At 34.9% G+C, this 14,833-nt stretch carries 15 protein-coding genes; 9 read left to right on the top strand and 6 right to left on the bottom strand.

Annotated features, from left to right (window positions below):
* Positions 1 to 57 precede the first annotated feature (57 nt).
* Positions 58 to 282 (bottom strand): DUF1128 domain-containing protein, encoded by a 225-nt coding sequence (locus AC3WVA_RS19855; RefSeq protein WP_000366197.1) that lies wholly within the window; start codon positions 280 to 282, stop codon positions 58 to 60.
* Between the two features lie 173 nt (positions 283 to 455).
* Here AC3WVA_RS19855 and AC3WVA_RS19850 point away from each other — a divergent pair, with 173 nt between their 5' ends.
* From AC3WVA_RS19850 to AC3WVA_RS19840, 3 genes are read left to right on the top strand one after another with little or no spacing between them, the layout of a single operon-like run.
* The gene (locus AC3WVA_RS19850) at positions 456 to 920 is read left to right on the top strand and encodes a low molecular weight protein-tyrosine-phosphatase (RefSeq protein WP_048527903.1); all 465 of its coding nucleotides are present in this window, start codon (positions 456 to 458) and stop codon (positions 918 to 920) included.
* 53 nt (positions 921 to 973) lie between these two features.
* Entirely contained in the window at positions 974 to 1,489 is a 516-nt protein-coding gene (locus AC3WVA_RS19845; RefSeq protein ID WP_071757074.1) for a DUF4075 domain-containing protein, read from the top strand.
* Between the two features lie 6 nt (positions 1,490 to 1,495).
* The gene (locus tag AC3WVA_RS19840) at positions 1,496 to 2,365 is read left to right on the top strand and encodes a YihY/virulence factor BrkB family protein (RefSeq protein WP_349302779.1); all 870 of its coding nucleotides are present in this window, start codon (positions 1,496 to 1,498) and stop codon (positions 2,363 to 2,365) included.
* A 331-nt stretch (positions 2,366 to 2,696) separates the two neighbouring features.
* Here the strand turns inward: AC3WVA_RS19840 and AC3WVA_RS19835 are convergent, their stop codons facing one another.
* Positions 2,697 to 4,622: a heavy metal translocating P-type ATPase gene (locus tag AC3WVA_RS19835; RefSeq protein WP_195756132.1), complete on the bottom strand. Its 1,926-nt coding sequence runs from the start codon at positions 4,620 to 4,622 to the stop codon at positions 2,697 to 2,699.
* 270 nt (positions 4,623 to 4,892) lie between these two features.
* On the opposite strand from AC3WVA_RS19835, the gene AC3WVA_RS19830 reads away from it, so the two are divergent.
* The 3 genes from AC3WVA_RS19830 to lepB all read left to right on the top strand — a co-directional run bounded on the left by AC3WVA_RS19830 (position 4,893) and on the right by lepB (position 7,511).
* On the top strand, positions 4,893 to 5,843 hold the full coding sequence (locus AC3WVA_RS19830; RefSeq protein WP_492322110.1) for a DMT family transporter: 951 nt from the start codon (positions 4,893 to 4,895) through the stop codon (positions 5,841 to 5,843).
* Positions 5,844 to 5,965: 122 nt separating this feature from the next.
* Positions 5,966 to 6,646 carry a lysoplasmalogenase gene (locus AC3WVA_RS19825; protein WP_417902091.1) on the top strand — a complete coding sequence of 227 codons (681 nt, stop codon included), beginning with the start codon at positions 5,966 to 5,968 and terminating at the stop codon, positions 6,644 to 6,646.
* Between the two features lie 328 nt (positions 6,647 to 6,974).
* Positions 6,975 to 7,511, top strand: a complete 537-nt coding sequence (gene lepB, locus AC3WVA_RS19820) for a signal peptidase I (RefSeq protein ID WP_098668588.1) — start codon at positions 6,975 to 6,977, stop codon at positions 7,509 to 7,511.
* 42 nt (positions 7,512 to 7,553) lie between these two features.
* Here lepB and AC3WVA_RS19815 read toward each other — a convergent pair whose 3' ends face one another.
* Complete coding sequence (locus tag AC3WVA_RS19815; protein ID WP_492322109.1) at positions 7,554 to 10,316, bottom strand: tetratricopeptide repeat protein; 2,763 nt, start codon at positions 10,314 to 10,316, stop codon at positions 7,554 to 7,556.
* A 474-nt stretch (positions 10,317 to 10,790) separates the two neighbouring features.
* Between AC3WVA_RS19815 and AC3WVA_RS19810 the strand changes: the two genes are divergently transcribed.
* Positions 10,791 to 11,387 carry a DedA family protein gene (locus tag AC3WVA_RS19810; protein ID WP_098346042.1) on the top strand — a complete coding sequence of 199 codons (597 nt, stop codon included), beginning with the start codon at positions 10,791 to 10,793 and terminating at the stop codon, positions 11,385 to 11,387.
* An 8-nt stretch (positions 11,388 to 11,395) separates the two neighbouring features.
* Here the strand turns inward: AC3WVA_RS19810 and AC3WVA_RS19805 are convergent, their stop codons facing one another.
* From AC3WVA_RS19805 to AC3WVA_RS19795, 3 genes are all read right to left on the bottom strand, one after another.
* Positions 11,396 to 11,824 carry an EamA family transporter gene (locus AC3WVA_RS19805; protein ID WP_098346043.1) on the bottom strand — a complete coding sequence of 143 codons (429 nt, stop codon included), beginning with the start codon at positions 11,822 to 11,824 and terminating at the stop codon, positions 11,396 to 11,398.
* 156 nt (positions 11,825 to 11,980) lie between these two features.
* Positions 11,981 to 12,127 (bottom strand): BH0509 family protein, encoded by a 147-nt coding sequence (locus AC3WVA_RS19800; RefSeq protein ID WP_000817786.1) that lies wholly within the window; start codon positions 12,125 to 12,127, stop codon positions 11,981 to 11,983.
* Between the two features lie 154 nt (positions 12,128 to 12,281).
* The gene (locus tag AC3WVA_RS19795) at positions 12,282 to 12,698 is read right to left on the bottom strand and encodes a pyridoxamine 5'-phosphate oxidase family protein (RefSeq protein ID WP_048527894.1); all 417 of its coding nucleotides are present in this window, start codon (positions 12,696 to 12,698) and stop codon (positions 12,282 to 12,284) included.
* Positions 12,699 to 12,877: 179 nt separating this feature from the next.
* Between AC3WVA_RS19795 and cax the strand changes: the two genes are divergently transcribed.
* Together cax and AC3WVA_RS19785 are read left to right on the top strand one after the other, a co-directional pair.
* Positions 12,878 to 13,933: a calcium/proton exchanger gene (gene cax / locus AC3WVA_RS19790; protein ID WP_141539558.1), complete on the top strand. Its 1,056-nt coding sequence runs from the start codon at positions 12,878 to 12,880 to the stop codon at positions 13,931 to 13,933.
* An 81-nt stretch (positions 13,934 to 14,014) separates the two neighbouring features.
* Complete coding sequence (locus AC3WVA_RS19785) at positions 14,015 to 14,812, top strand: YfkD famly protein (protein ID WP_001992424.1); 798 nt, start codon at positions 14,015 to 14,017, stop codon at positions 14,810 to 14,812.
* The last annotated feature ends 21 nt before the right edge of the window (positions 14,813 to 14,833 follow it).

Here is a 14,833-nt window from a genome sequence, read left to right as displayed (position 1 = left end):
GAGAAGAGTTGTCATGAATTTGTTGGAAATAAAAAAGAGCCTCGTAAGCGAGGCTTTTTACTTTTTAATTAATGTACCTAATTCTTCTGTAATAGCTTGCATTTCACTAATGCTGAATGTTTCACGCTTCATCACATGCTCATAAATGTCACGTAAGTCTTCGTACATTTCTTCATTAAAGCTAGCAGCTCTCATCGCTCCAGCATTAACCATACGTAATTTTTCTTTAATAGCTTCGACCATATATTCAACGTTTTCTTCTGACTTTACGGATAAATCCACCGAAGTGTCCCCCTTTAAAATAACATAAGGCTATCTTAACATTTTTTATCATTTTCGTTAATGAATCTTTTCAATCCTATTAAATTAGTAGGGATTTCCTTTATATTCACTAATTGGTTGTTTATACTATAAGTATATATAAAGAAATGCACCAAGAAGGGAAGAAACAAAATATGGTTCAAGTATTGTTTGTTTGTCTTGGGAACATTTGCCGTTCTCCGATGGCAGAAGCGATTTTTCGAGATCTTGTCGTAAAAGAGGGACTCGAAGAGAAAATTGTCATTGATTCTGCAGGAACTGGAGATTGGCATGTTGGCCATCCGCCACATAAAGGAACACAAAAAATTTTAAAAGAAAATGCAGTCACTTTTGAAGGAATTAAAGCAAGGCAAGTAGAAAAAGAAGACTTAACAAAGTTTGATTATATTATTGCCATGGACAACAAGAATATAGCAGATTTAAAAAGTTTAGGTGAAACTGGAGGCTATATTGGTAGGCTGTCCGATTTTGTTCCAGACGGTGGCTGGACAGACGTTCCCGACCCTTACTATACAGGGAATTTCCAAGAAGTATATGACCTTGTAACAGAAGGGTGTGCAAAGCTATTAGCTTTCATTCGAAATGAACAAGGAATATGAGGAAGCTTAGAAAGAAATACTTTCTAACATAAGAAATGAAAGGGTGAAGGAATATGGCGAAGAAAAATAATATTGCTCGAAACATTGCGATTGGTGTAGCTGCAGGTGTAGCTGTATCTATGTTGAAGAAAGAAAACCGTGAAAAAGTAAAAAATACGGCGGAAAAAGCAAAAACAAAGATGATTGAAATTGGTGAAAATGCAAAGATCAAAGAAAAAGTGCAAACTGTTACAGATAAAGGACGCGAACTTGCTGATTTAAATGTAGTGAAAGCGAAAGTAGCAGAAATTAAAAAATTGACGCCATCTGTTGTAGAGACGTTAAAAGAAACAAAAGAAATTTTTAGTAAGAAAAAGGTTGAGCCAGCAGAGAAGCCAGAAACGATTGAAATTCAAGCTGTATCTACAAAGGTAGATGAGCTGAAAGCAGAGGAAGAGCCAGTAGTTGCTGAAGATGGCGGTATGAAAGAAGCGCGTGAACTATTTATGAAAGACTCAAATGCAGAGGAAAAAAAAACTGAAGCGTACATTGAGTTAAAGCAAGATAAAGAAGAGAAGAAAAGCGTTTAAACATATATGAGAAAAATTTTAGAAAAGGTGAGGAGACATCGTACTTATTCGTTTGGTAAAGATTTGTATGATCGAACGATGCGCGATGATGTAGCGGGCTTGGCAGCACAGCTCGCTTATTTCTTCTTGCTTGCGATTTTTCCTGGGCTTGTTTTCTTAATTACGCTTCTTGGATTCATTGACCTTCAAACAGAAAGTGTGCTCAACTTATTAGAACCATACGTACCCGAAGATGCAATGTCTTTAATTGAAGTAAACGTTGATAAAGTTGTTAATGAGCAAAATGGTGGTTTATTATCATTTGGTTTATTATCGATGCTATGGTTTGCTTCAAACGGGGTAAATGCGGTTATGAATGCTTTTAACCGTGCGTATGATGTAACAGAAACACGTTCCTTTATTAAAACGAGAGCTTTATCTATTGTGTTTACGTTAGCAATCATTTTTATGATTGTGTTTGCGCTAATTGTTCCAGTGTTTGGACAAGTCATTGGAGCAGCGGTATTTAAAGCAATTGGTTTATCAGATAGTTTTTCTTACGTGTGGAGTATTACGCGGTTAGTAGCGAGTTTCTTCGTGTTATTTGCATTGTTTAGTTTTTTATATACATTTGCACCAGATCGAAAGTTAAAAAGAAGAGAAGTCATTTCAGGAGCGACATTTGCTACTGTAGGATGGATTGTGGTATCGTACTTATTTGCGTATTATGTAGATAAGTTTGCGAATTACGCCAATACATATGGTGGTCTCGGTGGTATTATTATTTTAATGTTATGGTTTTACTTAACTGGATGGGTAATTTTACTTGGCGGTGAAATTAATGGTTTACTCCATCATTATAGAACGGGTGACAATAATTCCCGTAATGAAAAATGACCTTTTGTTCCATAATAATAGGGAATAGGGGGGATATTTCATGAGTAATAATAAAAAGAATCACAACAATAAAAATAACAATAAACAAAAGAGCAGTTCGCATCCTAAGCATAAAACGAGTAGTAGTGCGAACGGACATAATAGCTACCATTAAAAAAAACGGGTCCTCTATGAGGGACCCGTTTTTTTTAATGGGCAGTAAGACCCCCACCTCAAAATTCAGCGAAAGCAAAGAAGTTAGGTGGGGGTCGGGCTGCCCATAAAAGTCCGATTGGTGAGGGCTGATAATCAGTGGGGGATGAAGAAAACCCCCACTGATTAAAGTTTCACTTTATTTGTTTCCTTTTAATAATCGTAAGCCATTCAAAATGACAAGAATTGTACTTCCTTCATGCCCAATAACACCGAATGGAAGAACTAAAAATTGCAAGAAGTTTGAACAAATCAGCATTGCAATTACAGCTAGTGAAAAGATTACGTTTTGCTTTACAATACGGTTCATTCGTTTTGATAAACGGATTGCTTGGGAAAGTCGAGATAATTCGTTCTTCATAAGTACAACGTCTGCAGTTTCTAAAGCTACGTCTGTTCCTTCCCCCATTGCTACACCAATGCTAGCAGTAGCGAGTGCAGGGGCATCATTTATACCATCTCCGACCATTGCTACTGTCCCGTATTTTTCTTTTAGCTTTTTAATCGTTTCAACCTTTGTTTCTGGTAAGCATGATGCGTAATATTCCTTTATATTACTTTCAGAGGCAATAGCTTTTGCCGTTTCTTCATTATCTCCAGTAATCATAATGGCCTCGACACCGATGCTTTGTAATTCGCGAATAGCAGCTATTGTTTCTTGGCGAAGTGTATCTTTTAAAGCGATAAGTCCAAGAATGCCATCTTCATCACTAATATAAACGACAGTTTTACCTTCCTTTTCAAGTGAGGCAGAAATACCATTATGAAATGTCTTTGTTTCTTCACCGATAAAATCAGACTTACCTATTTTATAAGCCTTGTTTTCGAATATTCCTTTTAGCCCAAAACCAGTTACATCTTCAACATTTTCTGGTTTTTGTAATGTAATGTCATGCGCGTGTTGCGCATATTTCACGATAGATGCAGCTAAAGGATGTGTAGAGTGACTTTCAATTGCCGCTGTAATAGAAAGTACTTCTTTTTCAGTCATATTTTCTCGAACATATACATCTGTTACGGTAGGTTTTCCTTCTGTTAATGTTCCTGTTTTATCAAAGGCAATCGCTTTTACAGAAGCGAGGCGTTCTAAATGAATGCCACCTTTAAAAAGAATTCCGTTTCTTGCGCCGTTAGAAATTGCAGATAACGTTGCTGGTGTAATGGCAGCAACGAGTGCACAAGGAGATGCGACTACAAGTAAGATCATAGCGCGATAAAATGTTTCATTCCAGCTCCAATCCAGTAAGAAATGAGGAACGAACATCATAAGCGCAACAACGAGTAGTACACCTTTTACATATGTTCCTTCAAACTTTTCAATGAATAGTTGTGATGGTGATTTTTCACTTTGTGCACTTTGGACGAGACGGATAATCTTTTGGAATAATGTTTGATCGCTCGGCTTCGTAATTGTAACTTCGATAGCACCGCGTAAATTTACAGTACCAGCAAATACTTCATCGCCATGTTTTTTTTCATTTGGGATAGGTTCACCAGTAATCGCTGCCTCATCGATATTTGTTTCACCGCTATGAATCGTACCGTCAGCAGGAACGCGTTCACCTGGCTTAATTAAAATAATGTCGTTAATTTGTAATCGTCCAACAGGAACACGTTCTTCAGTTCCATTTGAAATACGTAATGCTTCTTCAGGTTGTAGATCAAGAAGCGCTGAAATTTCCTTTTGACTTTTACTTAATGTATAAGATTCCATCGCACCGCTTAGTGCGAAGATGAAGATTAAAATCGCGCCTTCTGCCCAGTAGCCAATGAGTGCAGCACCGATAGCAGCAAAGAGCATAAGCATTTCGACATTCAGCTCTTTCTCTTCAATTGTATCTTCAATACCTTCTTTCGCTTTTGCATATCCACCAACTATATAAGCAAGGATATAGCAAGTAATGCCTACATTCATTACATCGTTCTTTGTGAATAACCAACCAGCTAAAATGAAAATACCAGATGCGATTGCAAATATAAGTTCATGATTTTTTTTTAATGTATCCCATAAAGAGGGATGAGAAATAGACCTTTGTACTTGTAATGTTTTTACTTCTGAGTTCATTACTACTCGCTCCTTCCAAATTCTTATTGAGAAAAATAATCAAAATCGAAACCCCTATAAAACGACGAAAGCTGCCATCCATAATGGATAGCAGCATTTCTGTTGAATCTGATTTTAATAGTTATTATGTTGTAATTATTCTATAGTATAGCATATGTTTTCGCTGGATGATATGTTTTTGTTTGCGTATAAACTGAAAACTTGTGTTTTCTCAATTCCTTTGGTATATATGAATACTGTTCATAAAAAGATCGGAAAGGAAGACAACAAGTGAAGACAGAGAAATTTTTTACTCATCCGATTGGCGTATTTATTGCTGCAATAGTAGCAACTTTTTTATGGGGGAGCGCATTCCCATTTATTAAATTAAGTTATGCTGAACTTGGAATTCAGCCACAAGAAGTTGGAGAGCAAATATTATTTGCTGGTTATCGTTTCTTTTTATCTGGAGTCATGCTCTTATTATTTTTTAAAGTGTTAGGAAAAGATATGAGCTTCAAAAAAGGAACGGGAAAGCAATTAGTACAAATTGGTTTATTTCAAACATTTCTTCAATATATATGTTTTTATATTGGAATGAGTTATAGTTCTGGTATTGAAGGAGCTATCATTTCAGGAACATCATCATTCTTTCAAATTTTACTTGCTCACTTTCTATATAAAGATGATGCTCTCAATATGAGAAAAATAATGGGGGTCTCTATCGGCTTTTGTGGTGTCATTTTAGTAAATGTACCGAATGATGGTAGTTTGTCATTCGATTTCGGGATCGGTAGTTTATTACTTCTTAGTGCAGCAATGTTGTATTCATATGGAAACATATTGGCGAAAGAAGGTAGTAAAACATTAGATGTTGGCTATATGACAGCATACCAAATGATTTTTGGTTCTATCGGGTTATTATGTATAGGAGCTTTGCAAGTTGGAGTTATGCCATTTACATTTAGTGTACATGCAATATTTATGCTTATGTACTTATCTTTCTTATCCGCAGCAGGATTTTGCATTTGGAATACAATTATGAAGTATAATAAGGTTGGAAAAGTATCAATGTACATGTTCTTTATACCCGTATTTGGTGTATTATTATCGAGCATGATTTTAGGAGAAGCAATTCATTCATTCGTACTATTCGGTTTAGTTTGTGTAGCTGCGGGAATTATCGTAGTGAATCGGACGCCAGCTAAGCAAAAAATAGAGCAAGAAAAACAAGTAGCATAGACAACGAGAAAACGATTACAATGGAAGAACAGTACTGTTCTTCTTTTTTTATGTAGAAAAAGGATAATAGACTAGGTGTAACGAAAAAGGATACAAAAAGCATTTATTGAGGAGAACATGTTATGAATCTACTTTACATGGTGTTAATCGGACAAATCATTCTTTTTTTAATTGGTGCAATGTACGCGGTAGGACAGACAAAAAAGACAAGAAAGAATATGCCGTTACCGTTAGCGGTGCGTCTTATTCTTAGTTTTTCGTTAACAGCAAGTGCAATTTCGATATGGTTACAAGATCCATCAGTGGAGTATAGTACGTGGGTTGCACTAGGTATGACGTTATCAACTGTAGGAGATTTATTTATGGCAGGTTTGATTCCAATTGGTCACAGGTTAATTGGAGGGATGATTACTTTTGCGCTTGCGCATTGTTTTTACGTAAAAGCATTTTTGCAAACAGGCATTTCATGGAATGGTTTTTGGATTGGTTTACTCGTATACGGACTCTTTCTTATTATAGGTTGGTTCTTCTTTATCCGAAATGAGAAACAAGATAAATTGTTTACGATAGGAGCTTTAATTTACGGACTGTGGGTTGGAGGAATGGCTTGCTTTGCGTTCGCCTTATACTATGAGAATACAGGAATATGGTGGATACCAGCTTTTGGTGGCTTACTATTTGTCATTTCTGATTTTATTATAGGCGTGACAGATATTGGAGGGCGCAAATTAAAGTATGAGCCACTTTGGATTTGGTTTACATATGTAGCGGCTCAAATGTGTATTGTATATGTGGGAATATAAAAAGATACTCTTCGAATAGTGGATAGAATATTTGAAGAGTATCTTTTTTACTATTTTCCTCCAGCCGAATTTTGAGAAGGTAGTTTTACTGCCCACAAATAGTAAAATAAATATAGAGTATAGTATTTAAAATAGGAAATTTATAAAAGTCCGATTGGTTCAACTAATAATCAGTGGGGGATGAAGAAAACCCCACTGATTAAAGTTTCACTTTACGAGGAGAGTTATTTTTAAGTTTTTAATATTGCGATTTTATAATTCGGAATTTTGTGGAAATCATACAGTTGTAGTCCTTATAATAAAAGTAAAAAGACGATGAGATGGTGGAATGATGCAAAAGAAAAAACGTTTGCGTGAATTCTTTGGAACAATTGCAATTGCATGTTTGTTGGTATTTTTAGCGAAAATTTTTGTGTTTTTTCCTACGACTGTAAAAGGAGCGTCCATGAAGCCAACGTTGCAAGATGGGGATAAGGTGATTGTAAACAAGTTGGCAAAGCAATTTGAAAGTTATGGGAGAGAAGATATTATTGTTGTGAAGACGGATAATTTTTATGTGAAAAGGGTTATTGGTTTGCCTGGCGATGTCATTGAGGTGAGAAATGATCAATTATATGTGAATCATGAAGTGATAGAGGAAGCATATTTGTATAGTAATAGAAAACAAGCTGAAAAAAAACTTATGAATTTAACAGAAGACTTTGGACCGATTACAGTTCCTAAAAATAAGATTTTTGTTATGGGAGATAATCGCTTAATAAGCAGAGATAGTAGAAATGGTTTAGGACTTATTGATAAAGCAGATGTATTAGGCGAATTAGCGGCAATTTATTATCCATTTGAACATATGAAAATAATGAATTAATGTAAAAAACCAAGCAAATTTTAGTTTGCTTGGTTTTTTATGTTAAATCGTAGGAGACTCATTAAATTCATAGGCATCTTCATTATTTTTATTCGTACTTAAAACAAATTTGTGCTGCAATAGTTGAAGTTTAAAGAATGCTAACGGATCGTGATAAGTTTCTGGGTTGCTTCTTAACGTTGCTAATGTTTGCTCGTCTTCCTGTATTTCAAGTTGAGCTGATTCTACATTTTGTTTCAGGATGCTAAGTGGATCTTTAAAGAACATCATGATATCTCGTTCTAATGCACCTTCGAATACTTCAAATTGAAGGAAGAATTGTTTTGAGATTGTTTGAGCAATTTCCGTATAATCTTCCGTTTCAATATATTGTTTATATTTGTTTGCGAGCATAGATTGATTTTTTTGCATGTTACCAAATAGTTTTCCCGCACTCTTTAAGAAAAATTGTGTCGGTGTAAAGCGTAATAAAATATTGATGTTCGATACTGTAATTCTATTTGTCATACGTACAACATCTCGATTCCAATCATCTAGTAATTTGAAATCGCAAGGAAGTTTCATACGTTCTTCTTTATATAATTTATTAAACGTTTCACTCATTTCATCTAAATAAGATTGAGCTTGAATAAATTCATTATGCGCTGTTTCAATCCACTCTTGAATAAATCCAGTAAATTTAGGAAGAAGCACTTGCTGTACATGTTTTTGAATTCGTTCGTTCATCGCAGCATTTAATTCTTCATGAACTAATTTGAAGTCACTATCTTCTTGAACAAGGTCAGAACAGCTCTGCAATAATTCAGGAATTTGAGAATGGATGTCTCGTGTGATTTCTTCTTTCGTTAAAAGATAAGATTCTGTAATAGAACGAATTTTATCTTTTTCAAGAGCAGTAAGATTGTTAATAAATCCGTTTAGTTTTACTGAGATATGTTTATTCCAGCGTACTGATTTCACTAATGTGTTTTCTAATTCCACACGTTCATTTACAAGGTATGCGATTGTCTTTTGAGTAAACCATATTAGTTTTTCTATACGTTCTTGTTCTATGTCGCGTCCTGCTAGATTAGAAAGAATAGACTCTGTAACATCTCCAAGTTGCTGGCTACTCTCTTGTGAAGGAGAGTATGGGAAGAACTGCGCATTTGGGAAATGGATTTTCATCTTACTCATTAGTTTTTCATTATTGTCCGCACTATTTGTGTGTAATACGAAATGGATTTGTAAGTTTGGTACTTGTTCACGTAAATAAAGTAATGTATCAAGCTCTTCACCGTGTAATGGTGAAGCTGAATTTAATACGTAAATAAGGCTATCTGCTGCTTGTAAGTATTCAAAGTATGAGCTGTTTTTATCCACTTGTCCTTGAACAGATGGCGTAACAAGAAATGCAAACTTATTTTTTCTTAAAAATCTACTTGGTAATTTAATTTCTATACATTTTTTCTCAAGCTCTGATTCGGAAGGCGTAGCCATTATTTGATGGAATTCATCAAAGTTCGGTATATTGTGCACATCTAACGCAGTGAATTCTGTTATTTCAGTTTGGCTATCATCTTTAAATAGAATAGGAGTTGTTACAGTCTCAGTTAAGATGTTCTCTCCTAATATTGAATTGACGAATGATGATTTATCATGGTCACTAGTTCCTACTATTAGCAATTGTGTAACATTTAAATCACATAGTTCATGAACGAGTAACGTAAATTGATGACTTAAATCTACATCATTTTTTTCAGCCCATACAGCAATTGTTTCGAATAAATGAGAAACGGTTTCCATATTTACATTTGTTTCAGCTGTTGAATTAGAGAGGAGGGCTCCCGCACTTTTTACGAGTAATGACTCTAACGTTGTAGGTGAAACTTCATTCCACGCTAACACTGCAGCAGAGACAAATAGGGCATCTTTTGCTTTCGTTAAACTAAACCAATTTGTTAATAAATCAGGTACAAGACCTTGCATTTCATGCATGAAATGTTCACCAGTAATTAATTCAAAGTACGTATCTTGGTAGCGTTCAACAATTTCATGCCAATCGTCATTGTTGTCTGTTTCAATATGTAAGAATAAATGATTTATTGTTTGAATCCAAGATAGATGTAACGTTTCATTTTGATAGCTGTTCCAAAGAGCAATAACAAGTTCTTTAAATTGGACTTGATCAATTGTATATAGAGCTTTTAAAGATTCATAGAAATATTCTGGTTTAATTTGTTTCGTAAATCCTTGATTCACATAATTGATTAAAGTGTCGAACCAGTGTAATGATTTTGTTCGAATTCCTTCTTGAACGGCAAGTTCAATGGCATTATTCCAATCTGCTTGTTTTTCATAGAATGAGCGAGCAATGGAAGTAATATTTGGATAGTCGGGTTGGAATGCAACAGCCTCACTAATCGTCTTAAATGCTAGACCTAAACGATCTTGTTCGATGTAAAGAGAAAGAAGTTGTAAGGAAACTTCCATTGTAAGAGTTGTATCTTCCGTTTGGATAGATTGATATATTTCTTCTGCCTTTGGCAAGAATCCTAGTTCAAAATAAGAATCTGCAATATTTTTGGTTGCCCAAAGTGCAAGTTCGTTATTTACTTTCTCCCATTTAAATATTGCTGCTTCAAAGTCTTTATTTTGGTAATAAAATTCACCTTGAGCAAAGCGGATATTAGAAATATTGGAGAATTCATTGGTAGATTCATTTATATATGCTTCACCGAGTACTTCTGATACTGGAGTAGAAGTTTCTTCTGTTAAAAATGTTTTATAATAAACTTTTTGGATAAATTGATTTTCAATGGTCATGTTCGTTCCCCCTGTATAATTTAGAAAAATGATGTTGTATGTAAAGGGTGCATGTTCTTTTAATAGGTAGAAGTTGCATTATATCGACCAAACTATGTTTTTGCTAGGTATATCATTTTTCCTGAGAGTTAAACCGTTGCGAAAAGTAACTTTCCTTTATTGTAACAAAAAAACAAGCATATGAATTTTTATTTTTTAATCCTGCTATTTGTGGATAGTAAGACTAGCACTTTAAAAATCGGTAAATACAAGGGAAGTGGGTGAAGGATGGGCGCATGATTGATGTGTGCTAAAGATTAGTGAGAATGAATAAATCTCTACTGATTAATTGTTTACTTTCGTCCCGCTAAAGGAATGGATAGAAGTAGAGTTCATTATAAAAACAATGTATAGTGAATATGTATACCATGTTTGTCTAAAAGATAGAAAGGGCACAATGTGGAATAACGATCGTGCATAGGATGTGTCTTCCGAATGGAACAACATATTGGCGAGTTAATCGCACATTATGGGTATTTTGGAATTATTATAGCTTTAGCTGGCGGGATTGTTGGATTACCAATACCAGACGAGTTTTTATTGACCTTCGTTGGTTATAACGTTTCAAAAGGCGTTATGTCAGGATCTGCTGCGTTTTTAAGTGGGATGGCTGGTGCGATGTTAGGTATTACATTAAGCTATATATTAGGTTTAAAACTTGGGCTCCCTGTTTTAAAAAAATATGGGCCGAAAATTAGAATTAAGGAACATCACATTGAAAAAACACATATTTTATTTGAAAAATATGGCCCATTTCTTTTAATAATTGGTTACTTTATCCCAGGAGTACGCCATTTAACAGCATATTTTGCTGGGGTGTCGAATTTAACACTTTGGCGTTTTTGTTTGTACGCTTACGGTGGTGCGTTTATTTGGATAAGTGTTTTTATTGGGCTTGGCTGGAAGTTAGGAGAGAAGTGGCGTTTCGTTGAGTATAGTTTGCATCATTATGGAATATGGATTATATCCATTTCAGTAGTTGTTACATGTGTCGTATGGTTTTACATAAAGAAAAAGAAAAACCGCGAGTAGCGGTTTTTTTAGCTGAAAGCAATAAATAGTACACCGGCTGTAATAAAGACTACACCAATGCCACTCATAAAGTTTAACTTTTCACCGAGTATAATCATCGCTAGAATGATAGAAAATACGACGCTTAATTTATCGACAGGAGCCACTTGTGAAACTTTCCCCGTTTTGAGGGCAAGAAAATAAAATAGCCATGACGAAGCACCTGCAACCCCGCTTAATGTGATAAAGAGCAGTGCTTTTTTATTTAGCAGTACGTCGCCAATATTTTGAAATTTACCTTGGATAATAATAACGCCTACCATAAATAATGCCATAATAATAGAACGAACCGTTGTCGCGACATTGGCATCGATTCCATCTAAACCAATCTTTCCGAAAATAGATACAAGGGCAGCAGCAATTGCTGATAATAGTGCGAACAAGAGCCATGAACTCATAGTAAAATTCCTCCAATCTTACATTATTATACATGAAAACCATTCTCACGTATAAAGTGAAACTTTAATCAGTGGGATTTTACCGCCTTGCAAATAGCGGAATAAATAACGAAATAATCCCCACCTTATATTGCTAATAAGGTGGGGATTATTATACTACTCTGCAATTTCCTCATACAAAAAGTACGTTACATTATAAATATGTTCTACTTCATCGTCTGTCATAAATAATAATTCGTCACGCTCAATCCCTTTTTTCTTTTCAATAAACTCAATCATGTTTTTGCGTTCTTCTCTTTTCATCAATTTTATTTCTCCTCTCAATCTGTTTTAATACAGTTTATTTAAGTTACTGCTATTATATAACAGAATCTTTAGAAAGTTCCACCTATTTTATTGTTTTTTTCAGAAGAACTTTTCGACAAAACAAGCCCACCTAAAGGGGGCTTGTTTTGTTTTATAGTCGTAAAAACTCGGGCTCCGTCGTACCAGCACCATCGATGTAATAAATTGTGTCAGGATTGATTTTTATTAATACGTAATTAGGGTCTTCAGGACCAAGTAACCAACGTTTTAAGCTATTATTCCAGAACTTGTTTTTTAATGTGGAGTCTTCCTCGATGGAGGCTAAGCCTTCCAGTTCAATATAATCTTCATCTAATTTTTTTCCTTCACGGCCAAGTAGTACATGTACATTTGGATTGTTTTCAATATCTGTTATCTTTTTTGATTTCCGATCTGTTGCAACATATAACACAAAATCTTCGTGGAAAAACATCATAAAAGCGCTATGAGGTTTATTTTCACGTACAGTAGATAATACACCAGTTCGTTGACCACAAATAATCGTTTCAATTTTTTCTTTTAAATGCATGTTTTTAACCCCTGTTCATAATTTATTGTTTTCTCTGTTTAAACGAGATAATTTGAATATCTTTCATACTGTTTTCTTCAATTCGATTTTTTAAACGTAATTGTGATGAAATCGGACAAGTTAGGAGAAGAATAATAATAATATCGAGGAGAAATACATACGATGGAAGGATGAAAAGCATGTTTAATAAAATATTTCTTATAGTAGCGCTTATAGGTGTACCCCTTTCTGTGCTTGGGAAAACGCTTCATTGGCCTCAAACAATTATGTTCGCTGTGTATTGCATTACGATTATCGCATTAGCGGGCTTTATGGGCAGAGCGACAGAAAGTTTGGCAATTGTTTCTGGACCTAGAATAGGCGGATTGTTAAATGCTACTTTCGGTAATGCTGTTGAACTAATCATTTCGATTTTTGCACTTCAGGCAGGGTTAATTGAAGTCGTGTTAGCTTCTTTAACGGGTTCTGTACTTGGAAATTTATTATTAGTAGGAGGACTTTCCTTCTTTGTAGGGGGACTTAAATATAAAAGACAAAGTTTTAATGTGTATGATGCAAGGCATAATTCAGCTTTATTAATCTTTGCTGTAGTAGTAGCTTTCGTTATTCCAGAGATTTTTTCAATGAAGATGGATGCTGGAAAGACATATCAATTAAGTATTGGTGTTTCAATTATTATGATTATTATGTACCTTGCTGCATTGCTATTTAAGTTAGTTACGCACCGTGGTGTATATCAGCATAAAAGTGATGAAATCGCTCATGAGGAAGAACCAGAGTGGTCGAAAGGGAAAGCACTACTCATTTTAGCAATAGCGACAATTGCGGTCGCTTATGTGTCAGAGGCGCTCGTGCATACATTTGAGACAGTTGCAAAATCATTTGGTTGGTCAGAATTATTTATAGGGGTTATTATCGTTGCAATTGTTGGGAATGCAGCGGAACATGCATCTGCAATTATTATGGCGTATAAAAATAAAGTAAATATTGCAGTTGAGATTGCGATAGGTTCTACGTTACAAATTGCCATGTTTGTTGCTCCTGTATTAGTACTGCTTTCTATGTTCTTCACGCAAAGGATGCCTTTAGTATTTACAATACCAGAACTTGTTTCTATGATTACAGCTGTTTTCTTAACGATTGCGATTTCAAATGACGGAGATACAAACTGGTTTGAAGGCGGTACATTATTAGCGGCGTATGTCATTATGGGAATTGGTTTTTATTTATTATGAAAAATAGGCATAACAATTGTGCTCAGGGAAAACAATAAACGAAGTAGTATATATACCTTTACGTAGGAAGGAGCCAGACAGGTGAAACGAGTATACAGCATATGTCTTTCAACTATGGTCTCGTTTATTTTATTATTTCCTAACAGTGGCTTTGCAAAGACAACGGTAGAAACAAAAATGCCTTCATCTGTTTTAAATATTTCTAAAGACAATACGTTTCCAAATGATGCGCAAGATTTACCTCGTTTACAGCCGAGTAAATTTGCTCAAGAATTATTAAAAACAGCAAATATTAAAATTGAAAATCCGGACTTAATTCGAATGTTTAATGAAACGACAATTTCGAATGCGCCGCTTGCGGTAGGGTACCGAGCGAAGATTTATTTAGGGCAATGGGCTTTACATTATGAATCGATTGATACATCGGTTAATTGGGAATATAAACAAGTAAATCGCAATGTGTACGATAATCGCGGAGGAGATCGCCTATATCCACTACGCTATAAGCAAGAAACACAAAAGACGGTTGAAGGCGATTTAACAGCAGATATGAAAGATGCAGCAGATGTGAAAAAAATGATGCTTCTCAAAGCGCTTGAAAAAGTACAATTGCCACTTTCATTTAAAACGACTATTGGTTATGGTACAGGACATGAGCGAGTGTATAATATTAGTCCGAGTCAACTTGGATATTTATATGCTTATACACCAGCAGTAAATGAAAAAGGAAAAGTAACCTTTGGAGAAGTATACCTCGTATTAAAAGGAAATCAAAAAAGACTTGTTGTAAAAAATATTACATCTCAAGGAATTGGAGCTGCTATTCCAATTCATGATCATTTATATTTTAAATTCATTTCTTCTTCTCATTCGCAATAATATAAAAAACGTCAGCTTATA

Source organism: Bacillus sp. EB106-04-02-XG92 (assembly GCF_058791995.1).
This window is presented reverse-complemented; position numbering and strand designations above follow the sequence as displayed.